Below are 17,858 nucleotides of genomic sequence, written 5' to 3' on the forward strand. Positions count from 1 at the left end.
TTCTACTCATATATCTACGACAACTGAAAACAAGAACTTGAACTACGCGAATGTAGTGATCGACGCCATCACCGTATCAGGCTTGCAAGATATACTTGACATTCCGGAAACTTGTCGAAACCTTTCCAGCAGCCGTCAGACACATCTCACCAACTGCTGTCAGAAGAGACGTGCTCTTACTTGGGCTCGGGTGCGCGCAGCGCTAAGAGGACACCGATGAGCGCGACCCCACCAGCGACGAGGAAAGCCGGTCCATAGCCTGCACGGTCGATAATGGTGCCGGCAGCGATGGGTGCAGCAAATGCGCCCAACAGGCCAACGCTCGTCAGTAACGAAACAGCTGTGGTCCGTACCGCCGACGGGACGAGTTCGGTGATGTACGAAAAGAGTAGTCCGGTAACGAGCTGGATAGCGAAGCCGACGACGATTATCGCCCCGCCAACGAGCCCAAGTCGGGAGATAAATGCGAAGGCGACGACTGCGGGTGCGGCGACGACGAACGACGACACGACAACGGGGCGACGTTTCCCACCAAAAACCCGATTGGAGACGATACCACTGCTTGACCGTCCAATCGCTCCAATCGCCGGAAACAGCGCGGTCAGCAGGCCGCTCGCTGCCAGCGAGATGTCGAATTCGTCGACTAGGTAGCTCGGCAACCATGTATTGACAAAGAGATACAGCGAGTAGGCAAGAAAGCAAAGTACACAGACGATCCAGACCGACTGATTGGTAAACAATTTGTGTAGCGCTGTGCGGTCCGGCGCAGACGCATCAACCCCGGGAACGTAGTGACGGGTCGCGAGCAAGAAAATCGTGACACCGACGACACCCACGGCGGCGTACAGTGGGAGGATTGCAGGCCACCCAGCAACAGTTGCGATGAGGGGACTACCGAACTGGCCAAGCGCGAATCCAACGGGTGCGCTTGCAGTAAACACGCCGACAGCGGTTGCTCGATATCGGGGTGTAACAGCACTCCCGACGACGTTCGCACCCGCGTTCCAGAAGATGACGTACGCGATACCGCCGAGCACGCGCGAAACGAGCAGCCAGAGAAACGCGCTGGCGCTGGCCGCGTACCAGCCCCAGACACCTGCGACAACCAGTGCGACGGTACCGAAAATAATCACCCGACGCACCGAAAAGCGGTCGATAGCAATACCAGCAGGGACACTGGTGACGACTGCAGTCGCGTACATAATGCTCACGAGCCACCCTGCTGTACTTGCCTTGAGTTCGAGTGATTCTTGTATCACCGGCAAGACGCTCGCCGGCGCGATCTCGTAGGCTGCAGCCGCTGTCGAAAGCAAGAAAAAACCAATGAGCAGACCTAACGTCTCGCGTCGAGACTCTCCTGTGATTGGTCGGTCACTCACTGTTTGTGTGCTCAGTTCTCGGAGCACTCTCAAACACCTTTCTGTTCTTCGTGAAGACAGAAATTCGAAAGACCATGCGGCAAACTTCGCCTTGTTAATCTGTATTGAGGATGACTTGTACCGCCGCGGCAGGCTTTGGGGTGCTCGCACTGGCTTTGTCACCCCCGCTTCAACGCTTTGGCATTGTCACCGGGTTGAGTATCGTCTACGCGTTCATCGCCTGTGTGACGGTACTTCCGTGTCTGCTCGTAGTCCGGGAGCGCGTACTCACACGAGTGGCCTGAGCATCTCCTTGGGACGCACACGCGTTCGTCCTTCCACACGACGCTGTAGTTTCTCAACCGGGTTGGTCACTTTGCGATCCAGCGAACAATCTGAAGTGTAGTCGATTGTGTACGTCTGCTTACTAGTGTTGCACGAGGAATAATCTAGTCCGTGCTCGTGTCGGAGTTGACGCGAGCACCTATAGATCCCGTCCACAGGGCAAATGTTGGAATATTGGTGGTTTGTAGGAATCCAAACGCGGGATCTGTGCTATTGTTGCTCCCATCCTGGTCGTGGTAACCCGGGAAGCTCGTCTGCTACGTCAAGTAACTCATCCTCAGTCGTCCAGGGGTAACACCGACCGTGTAGTTCGAAGAGACGGAAGTCGTTCAGGTGTACCCAGCTGTACGAAGGAACCTCAATCTCTCGCTCCTGGAGTTTATCAACAAGGGTATCGACAGTGACGTTGATATCAGCTTCTTTAGCGCGTTCGACGAGCGCCCCGAGTTCTGTAGTTTTGGTCTCCTCGTTGATGTCCGTGGCAGCCATGAGTTGTGCAGCCGCAGCGAGTACATCGTGTTCACCTGTGAGATGTGCTTCAGTTTCCCAGTGGTAGGCGCGAGGAAAAGCGTATGCTTTCTCAAAGTACTCAGTTTCACCGATTTTACCGAGTTCGTTGACTTCACCGCCCGCATCCTGTTCGAATACAGCTGCGACGTAGTCACTGAGCGTTGCTGTGATATGGAATTTCACGCGGAATTCCGGGAGTCGTGGGATGTCGATGTCTGTGAGATCGCCAATGAGAAATGCATAGGTTCCATATCGACGGTTCAATCGATCACTGACTGCCCGTACCCGGCGAAGGTACGGGTCACGATAACTTCCGAGGACGAGATATGCGGTCTGATCCCGATCGTAGATCGCGGGTGTCTCATTATTTGCCCATGAGAGGATCTGGACCGCTTCCGTGGATCTAACATCTAATCCTCGTAACGCTCGCTGAACAGCTGCCATAATCTTTCCAGCATTCGGCGGAACGGATGGAGTGCTCATACATCTATATGCAATTAACTGAGTAAAAGACGTTTCTAATTGAGTCAATTGTATTGCGACTCTATTGACTTATTTGACCCAAACCATTATGCGCCCGAGAACACTACTGTGTAGTATGAGCGATACGGCCCCTGAAGGATTCGAGGATCCGTTTGCAGAGCAGCGAAGAATGCGTGAGTTGCTCTCGCAAGAGACTCGTCACCTCATCATTCAACTGATTCTTGGCCACCCAGCTCACCTCATGTCGCTGGCTGAGCTTGACTATATGATTCCGAAGAATGAGGCAGCGATTCTCGACCAACTCGAGACACTACGAGAAGCAGGTATCCTCGACGTCTACGTCCACGAACCGAACGTGTCGACACGGAATTTACCCTCGAAGTTCTGGGGGCCGACTGAACATGGCGTCGAGATTCTCTACGAACATAACTTCCTCCGAGGTGTCCCGGTTGCACGTGCTGTCTACGAGGAAACGCGAAAATCTGAGCGGATAACACGTCATGAGGGCGCACCGCGACCGGCCCTTCCAGAGGCCGTTACGGAAGCCCTCGAGTTTGACGAACCCAAGGTATCTGACGCGCTCTGATAAGACGTTGGACTGGTAATGGAGTCCGAGCTGGTAAATGGGCCATCACTATCATTCCCGAACAGAATTCTGGTGTCTAGAGTTGACCTCTAACGTATCTCCTGTCGATCGTACCAAGGTTCTGGCTCCTTATTCAGGAATCGAGTTTTAAAGACAAGCAGACTCACATGTGACTCGCACTATTTCTTCTGGAGATCGCGACGTCCGGATCGCACACAAGGCCAATACGGAAAGCCACCGAGCCCCTCACAGTCCGCTGGCTGGTTACTAGCGCCGTCGTCTGCATGGGTTTCAGGTTTCGGTTTCAATTTGTGTCTCACCGTCCGCCATGTGGTCGTGGTCTGTCGCCACTTGCAGGAGTGGCGTTCGAATTGCGACGCTGACCCGGTGTTTGCAGGCTCCGTCGTATCGATCATCCGTCAGGCACTCATAGAAATGGGGATCCCATTACGAACGATGACGAGATATTCGTGGTCGGCCGGATTTGCGTGACTCGTATTCCGAACGAGGACACCCCTCGTTGTGAGTGAAAATTCGAGGGCTTCGTACCGGACGCGCTTTGCAACTCGGTTCGTGAACGTCTGGTGGGATAGGACGTGTTTACTGGACATACTCGCTCCACGAAGCACGCAGTGTTCCCCGCACCCCTCGGGGGCAACAAAACATGTTCTCGACGTTGTAGCAAGGGTCGAAAGGAAATTAGGTCGATCAATCGAATCGGTAAATCGCGATTCCGTCATGGTCGCATTCCGGACACTCGCTCGTTTCGACCTCGACCGTGGTTCCCCACTTTCGGCACTCAGCAATGACAGTGCTGTGTGACCGGCCAGTGAGCTGCGTCAGGAAGTCTTTCATGCGAACTCTGGCCTGTGATTGGTCTGTTGGTCGTCGATGACGAGCCCACAGTCCTCACAGACTGTTTCAATCACGTTGGTGACTAGGCCGCCGCATCTGGGGCACTGGTTGGTTAGTTCGCTCGGTACGTCTTCATCGAAGCCAGTCGCATAGCTGTTGCTGAGTCTCATTGAAATCACCTCTCATCGAGACGCTCCTCCCTTTCAGGGGCGAAAAAATTCCCTGCGGTTGACCCTCAACGAGAGCTACTCTGCACCTTGAACCTCAGAATTTTTGTTCGACGCGGTGAGATCCGTTTCGCCCCACGAGAATAGGTCGTAGACTACGAACCCTACTTATCCCAACTCGTGGGAGTCCTCGCGCTTGAGCGCGGGGAGGATGTCGTCAACCTGTCTACTCAGATCATGTTCGATGGGTTGATACGGGTACGGTGACTAGTTTTCTAGGCTGGAATGGCAGAAACAGATATTACACAGGAAAAAACTGACCGACTACGGGAGATTTTTCTCGATGTTGCTGGTGATCACACAGTTACTGAAGATCAACAGGAGACCCCCGGAACACTTGAGAGCAACTCCGTGCCCAGCGAATCCCTGCGTGCCATCATTCAGGAGATGAAGCAAAAGTATGGATTCCGAACATCGCTCGAGACTGATGAGCTCATAACGCTGGTTCGACTGTTTTACCAGGACTACTCGGATACCGCGATCGCACGCGAATTAGGGAACGCAAGCCGCGATAAGACTGTCACACGAGCACGAATCCATCTTCAATTATTTCGCGAGACGGATTTTGACGCTCCGGTCGATCTAGACGAACTTCGAGATCTCCTTGATGCCGAGACATCGACTGCAAAGATCGCCGAGGCACTCGATACAAGCAAGAGCACTATTGGGAGATATCGACGGATACTCGACGCCGAACAGGCTGCTGAAGCAGTCGATCATCGGTATCAACAGCGATTCGAAGAAGCACTTGCTGACCCAGAAACTGATCATTCCATCCGTGAGGCAGTGAAGAGTGGTCTTGACGATGCACTCGACGCATCCCCCGGAAGGAGCTAGCCCCACAGATTCTTGCGATACGGTGGAACGGTACTCTCGTGACTTGCGCTTTTGACAGTCACTGCTGTATCTGCAAAGCGTATCAATAAACTACCCCGCCCTACTCGCTTCCTTCCGCCTTGCGGCGGTCGGTCACTCCTTGAGGATGGGGTTTTACTGCAACGACATTGTGCCCCGCGACCCCATGCATGGACGCGGCCCGGCTTCCTATTACCGTCCACGGGTCGAGCAGTGAGTCGGAGTGTTGCTGCGACTCACTTACCGGACCCGTCCCGTGGATTGTCCCGCCGATTTAATTCCCGGTGTTCTCTCACTCTATCCCAAAATGGGGACAGAGAGGCCAAAAGCGTCACGTTCGCGGTCGTCGTTCCCGAGTGTAGGGGGCGGTACTCCCGCACCATTGGCACCAGTTTACTTATGGCGCCTACTGTCCTGGGCTTGTGCCATGGCAGTAGTGAATTATCACGCGGCTTCGGATGTATTAAGCTTTCTCGAACGGATTTCATTTCTTCCTTACTCACTTCGTTCGTTGAGGAAGGAGGCTCCACCCTACCGCCTGCTGAAATCGGAATTCGCAACTCACGTTGTAGATATAGTTTCAGGGTACTGTTGACAGTATAAATATCGTGGTATAAGATGATATCTCGTACTTTTCGAGTGAGTATTGTTCACAATGGTGAAATGGGATGAAAGATGACTGAGTTCTGTTCTGGCGTTCCATGGTGTTTTCGAGCAACTAATTATTGCTGGTGATCGAAGATATTGTATGGATAGTGCGACCCAGATTGAGGAGTGTGCAGCTTGCGGCGCGGAAACTACTCACCGCATCTCCATTGAGATAATCAAAGAAGGAGATGATGAAAATGGATTTTCACGGGAACCATACCGTATTGCAGAATGTGTAAAATGTGGTACGGAAACACAGCAACGGGTGAACAATATCTGAAAACAGTTACACCGCACAGAATGGAAGGTGACAAACCGCTCGGCTGGCGTATCTGTATGAACAACTTTCGCACAACATCGCGGATATTGATTCCTGCAAGGACGATGAACGGAGGTTGGAGCCGCATTTGGCATTCATCATAAAATGTATGGTTCTTATAGAAGGAACTAACTAATATGTACTTGATTAGCTATCCGATCATAGTCTGTTTGGAATATTGTGTTGATCAGTCAACACTCTTATGGGGACCGCGTTCTAAGAGTAGATGAGAAAATGAGTGTAACAGCTAGTTCACAGTCGCTAGATGGTCTGTGTGCCGATCGAGCAAGTGCTGTCGCTCTTGAGGCATTAGTACAATACGACGAAATCGATCTCGACGAAACGGGCCTTCGACTTTACGATTTAGTTGATCCAGAGGCACTCGATAGCCTGTTTTGCCATCAGGAAGGATCTACCCTTTCTGTAGAGTTCGAGGTCTTAGATGCTACGGTGCATGTATGGCAATCAGAAAATGAGATCCGAGCACGAGTCGGTACTGAATAACTCACTCAGAAGCACAGATGAAGAAAATCGAGGCCATCGGGGATCGTGCGAAGATTTCTACGCAGATAGAGACACGGCTTGTCTAATACATCTGTCATTCTGAGTGAGCAAAGTTTGGTCAGGCATGAACGATTCAGTGTTTTGCGTTTTTTGCTATAACTGACTCAGGATGAATGAGAGAAGGCCGTTTGCTGCGCGATGAAGGCAATGGGAGAGTTACCAGGATTTGCTGGAGATTGCCTTCGGGCAGGTCACGACCATTGACAAACGACTCAGTCCCTTTCGGGACAGATTACGATGCTAATTGTATTGTACTAAATCCTCTGATCTAACAGATTGCCCTGTTCATCTCTTCTCTAACTCGTCTCTCACAGTCTATCGTTGTTTTAGGTTGATGCTTTCCCACATTCGATGATAGCTGTTTGGTTCCTGTTTTCGGGACCGCTCAAGGCTAATGGTCCGAGTTTTCAGCTGATGCTTCCATTGCTTGAATTTTGAGAATCAGGATATTGTTGGTCTCATCCTTATTATCGAGTTGGCCTTCAATAACTAGATTTGAGAGTGGTGTTGGTCCAACCCGGACTGTATCATCAGTATGGAAATCAGTCAGTGATCCCTGAATATGAATCTCGGCACGGCAGAGTTCTGGGTGATGAACACTATTTAGTGAAATCTGCTCGACGGTTGTGTCCTCTACTGGGTCACCATTGCGGAGGAGTGGGACATCGGCTGCCTCGTCGAGGGTTTGTATATCGAGGGCGTTGTACGCAGTTGCAGTTGGCTTGTATCCACCTTTTGGACCCGGAACACCTTCGACGAGTTGGAGTGCTTTCAGCGACTGCATCTGGTTGCGAATCGTCCCTGCATTCCGATCGACTTCGTCTGCAATATCTTCGCCCTTGATTGCGTTTTCGCTCTCTCCGTGGAGGTTGACGAGCGCAGTCAAGATCGTTTTCTGACTTGGGGTCAGCTCTATTGATGACATAGTGTGGTATTCAAGTTACTAAAGGATAAACTCGTCCTTTCTACAAATCATCTCTAATGTTATTTTCTGTTCGCCTGTTTTTATATACTCTCCATAGAGACATTGGATTTCTACCTTAATATAAAGACGAAGCACACTCTTGCTGGGCAGTATTTGTTTCACTTTGTGCCGAGTACAACTGTGCCGAAATCGGCTTATCCTGAGAACGGGTGATCTATGGTATGTCTCAGGTTCAGTCTGTCCTCTTTGATATGGATGGGGTTCTCGTCGATTCGGAATCGTTTTGGCAGCAATTCTGGCGTGATCAAGTTTTCCCCCATGCGGAAACCGGTGATCCTACTCTCGAAGACGTGAATGGCCGTAATTTCCGTGAGAGCCTCGAAGACCTTGCAATGACCTATGGACTTCCGGCTGCTCCCGAGCGGTATGCACGACAATTCGAATTGGCTGCCGAAACAGTGTATGGCGAGCACGTATCGATTACACCCGGCATTCCAGATTTCTTCGCAACGCTTCGTGACCGGGATGTTAACGTTGGAATTGTGTCCTCAGCACCAGCCGACTGGATCAATACAGTTGTTGAGCGCTTTGACTTGGCGCCAATCGACGTCTTGTTGAGTGCTGAACAGATCGATCTGCCTGGCAAGCCAGAACCGTTCATCTATGAGCATGCAGCCGCCGAACTCAATGTCTCTCCCTCTGCCTGTCTTGTTATTGAAGACTCTGTTAACGGTGTCCGAGCAGCAGCCAGAGCAGGCAGTACTGTGATCCGGTTTTGCCATGGCGATTCTGTCCAGGCAACTGACCACACTGACGTTATTGCTGACTCGCCAGCCGAGCTTCGGCGAACCATCCTCGACCTTCTTTCGTAGGACCTTTCAGCATAAATCGCCAATATCAACACGGTTGATCTTATTTCATCGATGTATCTCTATATCAGCCATTCGTCTTTGCAGTAGGATGTGGTGTCTAAAACACTCGGATCGCGATAGCAAAACGTGGGTGAGCGGTGGGTGAATGATCTCCTGATACCCACGCTTGTCGGGTTGTTTCTCTCCCAATCGCTTGTAAACTCACCACCCGACAATAGTATCCACGATATCCACTAAAATTAGTGCTTTGTTCGGTGAGTAGTATGTTGTAGCGGAGCCTATCGTTCGATAGAGAGCTAATCCTGCATCCAATTCGATGGAGTTCGACTGATTTTGGAGTCTCGTTGGCATGTTCGAGTCGTGTGAGTTCCGTATTTTTCTTGTCATACGCTCTGATACTCGATTACTCATATCGGAACGAGAGTGAGTAAGCCGGCCAGTGACTATCTTTATCTATTTCATGCTTGACAACCTCGGCAAACGCAAATCTGAAAGTCACGAACGTAATTTCAACCGTTACACGAGTTTTCAACCACTGGTCGAGAAGATCACGTACCGCCACATCATGGTTCTCTCGATGGTAAGCAAATGCAATATCATCGATTTGCTCGAGTTCCTCGGCTGTGAATTCGATGCTGACCGATCCAAATCGAGAAAACCCTGATTCATTGAGAGATATCTCGGCTGCTGGCCATAAATAAATCCGTCAAACCCCGTTTGGCTAAAAGGGTGACTCCCTATATGGACTCATAGAAGGTGATCGCGTGCGAGATACTGCAAGCACCATCGACGTATCTGGTGCTCGTATTCAATATTCATTTCTATTTTCAACTACAGAACAATCGCTGTTTTTGTGATCATTTCTAACCGTCGGGAGCGTAGAGTTCTGGTGGTGTCTCCGGAATCGTTTTCTGCGTATACCAATACTGGGCAGCAGCTACCATTCCGAATGCAGTCACGATACTAAGCATCGCTACAAACCATGATAGAACAGCTATTGGATAGAAGTGAATCCAGATCCCCGTGAAAAGGAGTAGACTCCCCAATGTGAGTCCACAATAATAGCGATCCCATGGAAGCACCGGTCTGGTGTACACGTTCAGATAGTTATCAAACACACGTATGCGGTTCGTCGGCCGTATTTTCCCGGACTCTGGGTCGTAGTCGATGATTCCAGCATCGGCGAGTGCCGGAATATGAGTCTGGTACAGCGAAACATAGACTCGTTTTCGCTGTTCGCTCAGGAGGTTTGTTGGCGACGTGTTGTATTCCCATGCCGCAACATGGTCGGTCACATCGGCAAAGTCAACAGTGCAATTTTCTCGTCGTAAGTAGTGAACTGCATATCGCCGTCGCATGCTCTGCAACACCTCAAACACTTGATCGCAGGATAGTTCAGTTCGATTCATTGAATCGTTCAGCTGTTCAGTGAATGCCTTCATGTCACTCTCCTCGGTGGGCAGCGATCGGGTCTAATGCTGCAGAAATCATCATTCTACAGTCTACTTTCTCTTCTTCGACCTTTGTTATCTCGACGCTATCTGTGGTTAGCAGACTTATACGGCCGATATCAGGTGGTGTAGAATTATCACTCCTCGTCGAGAGAATGTTTGAACAGTAATTGTAGTACGGTTGCTTACGTTTGTTCCTCGTACTCAATTCATTGGTGAGAGCATTCACCGACTGAAGGGTCTCGGTTCCGCTTCGAAGGAACTCCCTGCTCGAGCTAATGAAGTGTCTACTTCCAATCGGGCACCCGAATTGGTGATGCTGCGGCTATCAGCGACTGGGTCGCCTGATTTTGGAACTATCATTTGCACTCTCGTTTCTAGACTCATCCTATAGAACCGGTAGTGAAGTCACGACGTACTACCTGCCGATTACATCGTTGTAATAGAGGGGGATCGCGTAAGCGACCCCCTCTGTTTCGCAGAAATAGACGCAGAAATAGACACACCACCATCGTACCCAACCGACTACTACCACCATGTGTCACCGGCAAAGCAGTGTGACTCTCGGGTGGTGGCTTAGTTCGAGACGGAGTTCGTCGAACTTCCATAGTAATAACGCTATAATTCGCACCCTCCGTTCGTTGTGTTGGCTTCGAGTGCTCGCATTCATTCCGCGAGGTCAGGATGGTCGTCGCCGTGGCAGGGTGAAGTAAATAATCTCGAAGTATGAATGAAACTTTATGAGCGATATCGAACCCGATCTCTCTGAACTCGTGGCTAATCAAGACCTCCTTGAACGTCTTGCAGTGACTCTCTCGGATAACGAATATGATGGGCTCACTGCGCGGCTTGTTGCTCTCCAACTGAGTGGTGGAGTCAGCAAAGAAACGGATCTTGGTGCACATGATTCCGGCGAACTTCATATCGCAGTCGTTGCAGATTCCACATTGGACTCATCAACGTTTGTCTCTCGAATCTGCGACCTCGTTCCGACAAGTGCTCGGATGAATGGCACTAGTCTGTCCCGTGCAGGTGCAATCGGTTCAATTACCGGACAGACGATCTCGAAGGGACCAGTTCTTGATGAGGAGATCGATCTCGTGTGTATCGAGGGATTTGGTGAGTTGGCTGGGAGCGATCAGAGGGCGTTCGAACAGGTTCTCGACTCAGGGACATTCACGTTCACAGGGGCAAATGTTCACGAAACGATCGACGCACTTGGATCGCTCCTTCTGATTTCGGAACCGATGTACGGAGTGTTTGATGACTATGAGTCGCTGCAAAAGCAGATCGATTTGCAGCCATCGATTTATCACGGTGTCGATGTTGTCGTACCGACGGTGAGTGGTAGTTCTTCGATTGAAGCCGAAAAACTCCCTGTCGATCTCGCTCGTGAGCTTCTGGCCGAGAGTGCTCAGTACTCACCTGTCTTTACCGAGGATGCACGCTCTACCCTTGATTCGAAGATTACCGAGTATATCATTGAACTAGAACGTAAGGATAGTGAGAATTCTGGCAGTGTTACTCGGACAGAAGACACACTCCAAATGCTGGCTGAAGCTCATGCACGGCTTCGGTTGTCAGAGCAAGTACTCTCCTCTGACGTGAAACGCGTTTGGGCACTCTTGACGGAGTGTCTCAGGCGGGCTGGCGTATTGAAATCAGATGATGAGGAATTCGATCGGGAGTTGCTGGAAACAGGTGTGTCAAATGACGAGAGAAAAGATCTTAAAAACATGAAGTCTCTCATCGCACAAATTGCGGATGAACATCATGGTGAATATTCATCTCTGGGAACAACGGTTGGCTATGCGCCAATCGACGAGGTGTTAGAACGTGCCTCGGAAATCGGGTTTGATCGTTCGAAAGCTGCACACGAGATTGACAAGTTAAAACAGAAAGGAGAGGTGTTCGAACCTCAGACGGACCACTTGGCGACGACGTAAGACGGGACGAAATCAACATTCTTTCTCTGATGCCACACGGAACTGCACGTCGACGCCACAGATTGTCGTTTGTACGGGTTTATCGAACGGCTGTTCTTCATCTCGGTCCATGGTTTTGATGAACAGAGAGTAGGGAAGACGCGATATGGTTAGTATTAGCTACTAACACAGACGGGCTCCACTCCTCAGGAGCGGATTTCTTGCGGTGGTACGCGACCGTCTTTTTCTAGACTTGTTCCCATCATACTCGTACTCGGTGAACAGATCTCGCGTTACACTGTCGTAACGCACCCTGAACGTCCAGTGTAACGCACAATGGGCCCTTCTTTCTCCTCGAAAACGTGAGGGGAAAAGACGGATTCGTTACACCCCACAGTGACCAGATAATCGCTTCACATCAGAACGGACGCAATTTACGTCCGTTCCTCATCTCCGCTGGTACTGTGGGGGCGGTGGTGTTACGCCCGTTTGTGGGCGGGCGTTACGACAGCGTAACGCCCGCCGTGTCTGTGGTGTCCTTCGACATCCCGTCTGTGTTGTCCGTTGCTTTCGTGACTGGGGTTGCGTCCCAGAGAGCGTCGTCCTCGGCTGCAATCCAGTCCAATCGATCGTCTTGCTGGGTGCGTTTCTTGTCCTCGAGATGGTTGCTGACTCGACTCATGTACGTTTCCCACTCGTCTTGATCGGAGACGAGCGTGAGCTTCGATCCTCCCGTGGTGAGCGTAATCTGATTGTCCTGGTCGTGTGGATCACGCTTGTTTTGTGGCTTCTCACTCGAGAGTTTCGCGACGAAATTCATGGTTCGGCGCACTGTGTTGCGATTCGTATCGAGGTCGTGTTCATCGAGGATGTTCCGCATCTGCGCCGACGAGAGTTACCACTTGCTCTGTTCTTTCACCGCTCTCGCGTGGAATGCTTGCCACACGAAGGTCATCAAATTAGCCGCATTGAGTCGCCCGAATCCTTGCCGATGATGTCTGCCACTCCGTACACAGAAATCGCATCTGTGTACCCCTGTGCGGCGACAGCATTTTCAATGCCCTTTCTCGCCGGCTTATCGTCTGTGAGCACGATAACACCTGTCGTCGAACGGTCTCTGACGTATTGGATTGCCAACCCAGCGAGGATAGTATCCGTTTTTTCGACCTCGTGTTCGGGTTTGTCGGTTTCGTTTGCAATTGTTCGTCTGGCGATATCGCTCGCCGCGATTGCATCCCCGTCCGTGGGTGCTGGAGCGTCAATGATCTTCGCCCACCCTTCGTCGAGGGCGACTCGGACACGATCTGTACTTGGGCCACCAATTTCACCGATAACACGCTGGGGTAGTTTGAGCATGACACCAGCGGTCTGTACCACTCGGCGGAATCGTTTGTACTGCGGGTTTGTCGGATGTCCAATCGCGATGAATACGTTCGCATCGACGAGGACGTCCATCTCTGCGGACAGCGGTGTGTCTCGATCCATCCGTCGTACTCACTCGTCGTTCGACGGCGGTTGCGTCGGCGTTGTCTCCAGTTCCGCCAGGTCAGGAAGGTCCATCTCGTCATGGATATCTGGGAACAGATATTCGAAGTAGGGATCGTGATCACGGCCGATAGCAAGGGCTGGCACGAGAGCGTACACGATGAGCATCGCTTCTGTATCACGGACACCGATGTCGCTTGCAACCATTCGCTGGGTGGTCTTTCCCGCGAAATGTAGACCAGCACCACGCAGTGCCGCGACGAGCTTGCCGATTCCATACCGATCGACGAAATACTCGATATCCTCGTCGACTTCTTGCAGCGCAAAGGCGTGTAGCACGGTCGGTGTGACAATGATCGGAAGGTGTTGCTCGATGAGGACTATTGGATCAGCGGCCAACTGCTGCGGTCGGTTTGATTCATCGCGATCAACGAGGCCAAGCGCTACCAGTCGATCGACGTATTCGTACGTGGTCGACTTCGAGAGGTCAAGTTCGTCCATAACTTCAGGTGGCGATACTGGTCCCCAGTAGCAGATGTATACGTAGACACGGGTGAGTGCTGGTTGGTTGAAGAGTTCGACGACGGTTTCGAGCCCCGGTGCGTTCTGCGCAAGTGCCTCTGGGGTGAGCGTCTCTTCGTTCAGCACATCAGTTGGTGGCGGGTCTCGAGTGTCGATCCCGCCATCTGTGAGGACGCGAGTGGGATTCGATGTATTAGTCATAGTTGTTTGTTCGAAGTCCATGTACTTCAGACTACTGCTGATCACCGGCTTAAGACGAGTGATATCACAATTAGTCGTCTTCTCGTCGTTCGCGTTTCTCGCACATTTGTCTCGGCACAGGGACGAAACCGACGCATCGAGACGGTGGTCTTTCAACAACACGGGAAAAATCCACGGTAAATAGCAACCAAATAAAATTAACTCGCTTACAGTTGGAGAAAATTTTAAATAGCTATGTACTCTAGAAGTCCGTAGGAGAGCCTTTGTGGTGACGGACGACCCGTGGTCGTCCGGAACGGCGTGGTTTGTCGGTGCGTCGTGTTTTGTCTTGGTTCGTGTGTCTTCGAGTCGCTGTCCACCGTGAGACCCGTCTTCGGTTTCATCGACCGGACGGATTCGGTGGAATCGTGTGGACGAGAAGAAGACCGACAATTGTGATATCACTCTCTTCGAGGGGTGTTTCGTGCATCGAGGATGGGGTATTCTGCAAAATTGGGTTTCGTGGTTGGACGACGATTCGACGAGTGATATCACTCCTATCGAGTTGTTGTTGAGTAGCCTCGGCGTGAGAGCGGACGCTTCATTCGTAGTAGGCTTTCCGTTCGACGACCTCAGCAAAAGCAACGGTGGGTGTGACGTTGTTGATCTCGACGGTGACGCGGTCACGTTGCTCCGTGTCGGGCACGATGATCACGTACCCACGGTTGACACGAGCGATGCCATCGCCTCGCTCGCCGATACCTTCGATTTCGACCGTTCGATGGTCGCTCACTTCGACTAGTGCTGCCGAAGGGCTCGACTATTACTGTGAGTTCTCCTCGTCGTGTATAGTAGTCGATACCGACTCTTGTGCTGTTTCTCCTTCTATGCTCTCGGCTGGTGACGGGTGTTTCAGGATTGCCACGCGGTATGCGGCATCTGGTTGGATGTCGCCATTTACAATTTCTTTGATCGGCACGGTAAGCGTGTATGCCCCATTGTTCGCTTCGATTTTATCACTAAAGGGATAGCGTAGTTCGTCGGAGATCTCCATTTATCCACTTCATTATTCCGAGAATACAAGGATCTGCGTTTGTCCCCACCGATAGAGACGGCAATCTAGACGTGAGACGTGACTCGACAATCTGAGTGAGAGAGCGATGGCTATCGACCGCAGGCGACCACTGCCGGAGCACTCGTTAGTCGAAACGGTCGGCAGTGAGCAATGCGTCGTCGAGTGACTCGGTGACTGTGACTCTCACGTCCGCCGAGAGTTCGTCAAATTGTTCCCGAGCATCATGCAGATTCGAGTGTAATGCGTTGAACGCCGTCATCTCCTCGTCGTCCCCCGTTTGCTCCTCATTCGGTGTCGAACTATCGTACTCACTCGACTGGAGGGCAGCGGCATGCACGCGACCAACATGCTTGGCACGAGCGAGATCTTCCATCCAGTAGACGAGGTCCTCAATCCACATCTGTCGCACTTCCTCGTCGGTTGCGCCATCGAGGTCAGCAGCCACTTCCTCCGTGTCCGTGTTGGCGATCATTTCCTGTCTCGTTTTCCACGCGTCGATATCGGTGATTATGTCGGCGTGGTCACGGACAGTCTGTGCGGTATCCACTTCTGCCTGGAGGCGCTCCTCGAGCCGATTTTTGCTCCGGTAGTACGATTCTGCAGTCGGCGACGGATTCTCGTACAGATGGGAAGTGACGAGCTCCATATATGTCTCGCGGATATGTGCTTTCCCGCGTTCCTGCTCGTCGGTTGTGATGCGATTCGTGAGATGTAGACAGTACTCATCGATAAGCTCCTCGATCACCGGGCGTGGGAGAATTCCGTTCTCAGTCGCTTTCGAGCGAGCCAGCGCTGTGAGGATCCGTGCGGCTGGTTGGTGACTAGCTTTCAGTGTCTCCTCGCCAATCCGACTGTCATGGATTTCGAGGTCGTCGTGCCAATACCCACCATTCTCCGGATTTGTGACGGCATTACGCAACGTCTCCCAGTCGAGCTCGGGACCAGGTTCCGCGAGGTCGTCTGGTGTGACTGTGAGATAGTACGAGTTCGGTTCGTACTCTGTGACCGGCTCGGGTATGTCGGCAGCCAGGTCAAGTTCATCGACGGTGATATCGTTGTTGGCGAGTGCTTGGAGGTCTTCGACAGAGATTCGATCCTGTTCGATGTGCTGCGGATCGAGGTCATCGAATGCTTCGGTGAAGGTCTCCTCAACGAGTGAACGAAGGAGTGCACCCTGCGAACAGTCGTTGAGGGCGGCGAGTGCATCGAGTTGAGCGTCGCCCTGGCTGTCCGTCCAGAATGTTTTCTGGACGTTTTTCGGGGTGGGCTGGGACTGGTGTGGCTGACTGACCGACTCAGTGGTTGCCGCCATCTATCGAACACCTCCCGAAATCGAGTCACCTGTTTCTGGTGGTTTCAGGGTCGTATCCTCGGTGAATTCAGTGGAAATGGTGGTGTCTTCCGTGGCGTGCTTCTTCACTGGAACTGCGGTGTCCTCTGGTGGCGTCGAGAGTCGCGGCAGGTGGGCAATAGTCGTGAGCGAACCGATACAACGAGATGTCGTGTCAGTGGCGGTGTGAGTGTACTCGAGAACAGTCATGGTCGCGTCGGGCTGATTGAGACAGTGAAAGGTGGCTTGTTGCAGTTCGTCCTGTGCCGTCGTCGTGATCGGCGGGGCCGTTAGGACAAGATGTGCTGTGGTCCGTGTTGGTGGGTTCGTTGCTTTGACCGTGAGAATCGTCCGTGGCGACTTCGTGGTCGTGATACGAACGCAATCACCGGGCGAGAGATGCTGGACGAGTGCGTCGGCATCGCGTGGGTTCAACGGCGTTGGAGCAGACTCACTCATGCCTGCTCACCTCTCGTTGGGTTGACGATGGTCTCGATAGTCGCATACGTACGCAACCAGGCATACGAGCCAGAGGGCGTGCGGCCGTACCGATCGAGTTCTGTGTTGGAGTGGTCGTGCTCGTCGTAGTAGCTGTACAGCAGCCGATACAGGTCGTTCGATGGTGTGGCAACGTACAGGACGTGCTCACCGTGCTCGGGTCCACGACAGGAGAGTTGTGGCTCGGAGTGCTCACACTGATAGACGATGCCCGTCAACGTGCGTTTCTCCGTGTGAATTTGGATTGGGTCCGTACGTCCGAGCGCGAGGACTGTACCCTGGTCGGTCATTGGTCTGCCTCCCGATTCTGGCGAATGCGTTCACAGCGCTGGCAGGGGGCTTGGAGTTGCTCGTGTGCCGCTGCTCGTGAGAGGGTGATGAATGCGTCATCAGTGTGGGGCCAACAGAGTGGTTTATTCTCGCTATTGGGTTCGTGGTAGGCATACGCCCTGCTCGTCTGCTGGTCAAGAATGAGCACTGGATCGTCGTCGGGGAAGGGGTTTGCCTCGATACGACGGCGGCATTCTTCCTCATCCGAATGTGGTTGATGTTCTGCTTGAATGCAGGAATGTGTGCCGTTGCACTGAACGATGTACGTACCGCAGTGCGGGCACTGTTGGAACGTTTCCTCGATTTCGTCGTTGGTGATTTCGTCGTCTGGTGACCACGAGTGGTCGGTGTACTGTGCTGGCGTGTGCGGTGGCTCACAATCGTGATGAGCCATTACACTCGCCTCCACTGGTATGGGCGCTCTTCGGGTGTGGGGAGGCCTGTGTGTTCGCTAGGGTTGTGGTGGTTGGGCTGGAGTCGTGGGTTGTAGGGGTTCCGTGGTGTGTGTTTCATAG

The 17,858-nt window shown here is 52.1% G+C and carries 20 protein-coding genes; 6 read left to right on the forward strand and 14 right to left on the reverse strand.

Annotation, left to right across the window (positions count from 1 at the left end; genetic code table 11):
- Window positions 1–176: 176 nt before the first annotated feature.
- Together AC1XDK_RS17330 and AC1XDK_RS17335 are read right to left on the reverse strand one after the other, a co-directional pair.
- Window positions 177–1,379 (reverse strand): MFS transporter, encoded by a 1,203-nt coding sequence (locus AC1XDK_RS17330; protein ID WP_483351218.1) that lies wholly within the window; start codon window positions 1,377–1,379, stop codon window positions 177–179.
- 534 nt (window positions 1,380–1,913) lie between these two features.
- A complete protein-coding gene (locus AC1XDK_RS17335; protein ID WP_483351219.1) occupies window positions 1,914–2,696 on the reverse strand; it encodes a DUF8170 family protein in 783 nt (260 codons plus the stop codon).
- A 115-nt stretch (window positions 2,697–2,811) separates the two neighbouring features.
- Between AC1XDK_RS17335 and AC1XDK_RS17340 the strand changes: the two genes are divergently transcribed.
- Window positions 2,812–3,282, forward strand: a complete 471-nt coding sequence (locus AC1XDK_RS17340; RefSeq protein ID WP_483351220.1) for an ArsR family transcriptional regulator — start codon at window positions 2,812–2,814, stop codon at window positions 3,280–3,282.
- 851 nt (window positions 3,283–4,133) lie between these two features.
- Here AC1XDK_RS17340 and AC1XDK_RS17345 read toward each other — a convergent pair.
- Entirely contained in the window at window positions 4,134–4,307 is a 174-nt protein-coding gene (locus tag AC1XDK_RS17345) for a TFIIB-type zinc ribbon-containing protein (protein WP_483351221.1), read from the reverse strand.
- 282 nt (window positions 4,308–4,589) lie between these two features.
- Here AC1XDK_RS17345 and AC1XDK_RS17350 point away from each other — a divergent pair, with 282 nt between their 5' ends.
- The 3 genes from AC1XDK_RS17350 (at window position 4,590) to AC1XDK_RS17360 (ending at window position 6,690) form a co-directional block, all read left to right on the forward strand.
- On the forward strand, window positions 4,590–5,201 hold the full coding sequence (locus AC1XDK_RS17350) for a response regulator receiver protein (protein WP_483351222.1): 612 nt from the start codon (window positions 4,590–4,592) through the stop codon (window positions 5,199–5,201).
- A gap of 766 nt (window positions 5,202–5,967) precedes the next feature.
- Entirely contained in the window at window positions 5,968–6,147 is a 180-nt protein-coding gene (locus AC1XDK_RS17355) for a DUF7835 family putative zinc beta-ribbon protein (protein ID WP_483351223.1), read from the forward strand.
- A gap of 273 nt (window positions 6,148–6,420) precedes the next feature.
- Window positions 6,421–6,690, forward strand: a complete 270-nt coding sequence (locus AC1XDK_RS17360) for a HalOD1 output domain-containing protein (RefSeq protein WP_483351224.1) — start codon at window positions 6,421–6,423, stop codon at window positions 6,688–6,690.
- Window positions 6,691–7,141: 451 nt separating this feature from the next.
- On the opposite strand, the gene AC1XDK_RS17365 is transcribed toward AC1XDK_RS17360, so the two are convergent.
- Complete coding sequence (locus AC1XDK_RS17365) at window positions 7,142–7,675, reverse strand: TrmB family transcriptional regulator (RefSeq protein WP_483351225.1); 534 nt, start codon at window positions 7,673–7,675, stop codon at window positions 7,142–7,144.
- 221 nt (window positions 7,676–7,896) lie between these two features.
- Here AC1XDK_RS17365 and AC1XDK_RS17370 point away from each other — a divergent pair, with 221 nt between their 5' ends.
- Window positions 7,897–8,547 carry an HAD family hydrolase gene (locus AC1XDK_RS17370; protein ID WP_483351226.1) on the forward strand — a complete coding sequence of 217 codons (651 nt, stop codon included), beginning with the start codon at window positions 7,897–7,899 and terminating at the stop codon, window positions 8,545–8,547.
- Between the two features lie 863 nt (window positions 8,548–9,410).
- On the opposite strand, the gene AC1XDK_RS17375 is transcribed toward AC1XDK_RS17370, so the two are convergent.
- Entirely contained in the window at window positions 9,411–9,989 is a 579-nt protein-coding gene (locus AC1XDK_RS17375; RefSeq protein WP_483351227.1) for a DUF7344 domain-containing protein, read from the reverse strand.
- A 749-nt stretch (window positions 9,990–10,738) separates the two neighbouring features.
- Between AC1XDK_RS17375 and AC1XDK_RS17380 the strand changes: the two genes are divergently transcribed.
- The gene (locus AC1XDK_RS17380; RefSeq protein WP_483351228.1) at window positions 10,739–11,944 is read left to right on the forward strand and encodes a minichromosome maintenance protein MCM; all 1,206 of its coding nucleotides are present in this window, start codon (window positions 10,739–10,741) and stop codon (window positions 11,942–11,944) included.
- 481 nt (window positions 11,945–12,425) lie between these two features.
- Here AC1XDK_RS17380 and AC1XDK_RS17385 read toward each other — a convergent pair whose 3' ends face one another.
- The 9 genes from AC1XDK_RS17385 to AC1XDK_RS17425 form a co-directional block, all read right to left on the reverse strand.
- Complete coding sequence (locus AC1XDK_RS17385) at window positions 12,426–12,803, reverse strand: hypothetical protein (RefSeq protein WP_483351229.1); 378 nt, start codon at window positions 12,801–12,803, stop codon at window positions 12,426–12,428.
- Window positions 12,804–12,877: 74 nt separating this feature from the next.
- Window positions 12,878–13,408, reverse strand: a complete 531-nt coding sequence (locus AC1XDK_RS17390) for a PIN domain-containing protein (protein WP_483351230.1) — start codon at window positions 13,406–13,408, stop codon at window positions 12,878–12,880.
- 9 nt (window positions 13,409–13,417) lie between these two features.
- Entirely contained in the window at window positions 13,418–14,152 is a 735-nt protein-coding gene (locus tag AC1XDK_RS17395) for a DUF7437 domain-containing protein (RefSeq protein ID WP_483351231.1), read from the reverse strand.
- A 559-nt stretch (window positions 14,153–14,711) separates the two neighbouring features.
- Window positions 14,712–14,903, reverse strand: coding sequence for a TRAM domain-containing protein (locus AC1XDK_RS17400; RefSeq protein WP_483351232.1), 192 nt, complete (start codon window positions 14,901–14,903; stop codon window positions 14,712–14,714).
- Between the two features lie 30 nt (window positions 14,904–14,933).
- Window positions 14,934–15,164, reverse strand: coding sequence for a hypothetical protein (locus AC1XDK_RS17405; RefSeq protein WP_483351233.1), 231 nt, complete (start codon window positions 15,162–15,164; stop codon window positions 14,934–14,936).
- Window positions 15,165–15,309: 145 nt separating this feature from the next.
- Window positions 15,310–16,497 (reverse strand): hypothetical protein, encoded by a 1,188-nt coding sequence (locus AC1XDK_RS17410; RefSeq protein WP_483351234.1) that lies wholly within the window; start codon window positions 16,495–16,497, stop codon window positions 15,310–15,312.
- Complete coding sequence (locus tag AC1XDK_RS17415; RefSeq protein WP_483351235.1) at window positions 16,498–16,974, reverse strand: hypothetical protein; 477 nt, start codon at window positions 16,972–16,974, stop codon at window positions 16,498–16,500.
- Window positions 16,971–17,303, reverse strand: a complete 333-nt coding sequence (locus AC1XDK_RS17420) for a hypothetical protein (RefSeq protein ID WP_483351236.1) — start codon at window positions 17,301–17,303, stop codon at window positions 16,971–16,973. The genes AC1XDK_RS17415 and AC1XDK_RS17420 overlap by 4 nt, the downstream gene beginning before the upstream one ends.
- A complete protein-coding gene (locus AC1XDK_RS17425; RefSeq protein ID WP_483351237.1) occupies window positions 17,300–17,737 on the reverse strand; it encodes a hypothetical protein in 438 nt (145 codons plus the stop codon). The genes AC1XDK_RS17420 and AC1XDK_RS17425 overlap by 4 nt, the downstream gene beginning before the upstream one ends.
- Window positions 17,738–17,858 lie beyond the last annotated feature (121 nt).

Source organism: Haladaptatus sp. HS23 (genome assembly GCF_056892285.1).

What these genes read in the sequence shown, in the direction of transcription:
- AC1XDK_RS17415 (WP_483351235.1), bottom strand. Translation starts at nt 16,974, where the DNA reads ATGAGTGAGTCTGCTCCAACGCCGTTGAACCCACGCGATGCCGACGCA.
- AC1XDK_RS17340 (WP_483351220.1), top strand. Translation starts at nt 2,812, where the DNA reads ATGAGCGATACGGCCCCTGAAGGATTCGAGGATCCGTTTGCAGAGCAG.
- AC1XDK_RS17375 (WP_483351227.1), bottom strand. Translation starts at nt 9,989, where the DNA reads ATGAAGGCATTCACTGAACAGCTGAACGATTCAATGAATCGAACTGAA.
- AC1XDK_RS17380 (WP_483351228.1), top strand. Translation starts at nt 10,739, where the DNA reads ATGAGCGATATCGAACCCGATCTCTCTGAACTCGTGGCTAATCAAGAC.
- AC1XDK_RS17360 (WP_483351224.1), top strand. Translation starts at nt 6,421, where the DNA reads ATGAGTGTAACAGCTAGTTCACAGTCGCTAGATGGTCTGTGTGCCGAT.
- AC1XDK_RS17405 (WP_483351233.1), bottom strand. Translation starts at nt 15,164, where the DNA reads ATGGAGATCTCCGACGAACTACGCTATCCCTTTAGTGATAAAATCGAA.
- AC1XDK_RS17420 (WP_483351236.1), bottom strand. Translation starts at nt 17,303, where the DNA reads ATGACCGACCAGGGTACAGTCCTCGCGCTCGGACGTACGGACCCAATC.
- AC1XDK_RS17350 (WP_483351222.1), top strand. Translation starts at nt 4,590, where the DNA reads ATGGCAGAAACAGATATTACACAGGAAAAAACTGACCGACTACGGGAG.
- AC1XDK_RS17355 (WP_483351223.1), top strand. Translation starts at nt 5,968, where the DNA reads ATGGATAGTGCGACCCAGATTGAGGAGTGTGCAGCTTGCGGCGCGGAA.
- AC1XDK_RS17390 (WP_483351230.1), bottom strand. Translation starts at nt 13,408, where the DNA reads ATGGATCGAGACACACCGCTGTCCGCAGAGATGGACGTCCTCGTCGAT.
- AC1XDK_RS17410 (WP_483351234.1), bottom strand. Translation starts at nt 16,497, where the DNA reads ATGGCGGCAACCACTGAGTCGGTCAGTCAGCCACACCAGTCCCAGCCC.
- AC1XDK_RS17365 (WP_483351225.1), bottom strand. Translation starts at nt 7,675, where the DNA reads ATGTCATCAATAGAGCTGACCCCAAGTCAGAAAACGATCTTGACTGCG.
- AC1XDK_RS17425 (WP_483351237.1), bottom strand. Translation starts at nt 17,737, where the DNA reads ATGGCTCATCACGATTGTGAGCCACCGCACACGCCAGCACAGTACACC.
- AC1XDK_RS17335 (WP_483351219.1), bottom strand. Translation starts at nt 2,696, where the DNA reads ATGAGCACTCCATCCGTTCCGCCGAATGCTGGAAAGATTATGGCAGCT.
- AC1XDK_RS17395 (WP_483351231.1), bottom strand. Translation starts at nt 14,152, where the DNA reads ATGGACTTCGAACAAACAACTATGACTAATACATCGAATCCCACTCGC.
- AC1XDK_RS17385 (WP_483351229.1), bottom strand. Translation starts at nt 12,803, where the DNA reads ATGCGGAACATCCTCGATGAACACGACCTCGATACGAATCGCAACACA.
- AC1XDK_RS17370 (WP_483351226.1), top strand. Translation starts at nt 7,897, where the DNA reads ATGTCTCAGGTTCAGTCTGTCCTCTTTGATATGGATGGGGTTCTCGTC.
- AC1XDK_RS17345 (WP_483351221.1), bottom strand. Translation starts at nt 4,307, where the DNA reads ATGAGACTCAGCAACAGCTATGCGACTGGCTTCGATGAAGACGTACCG.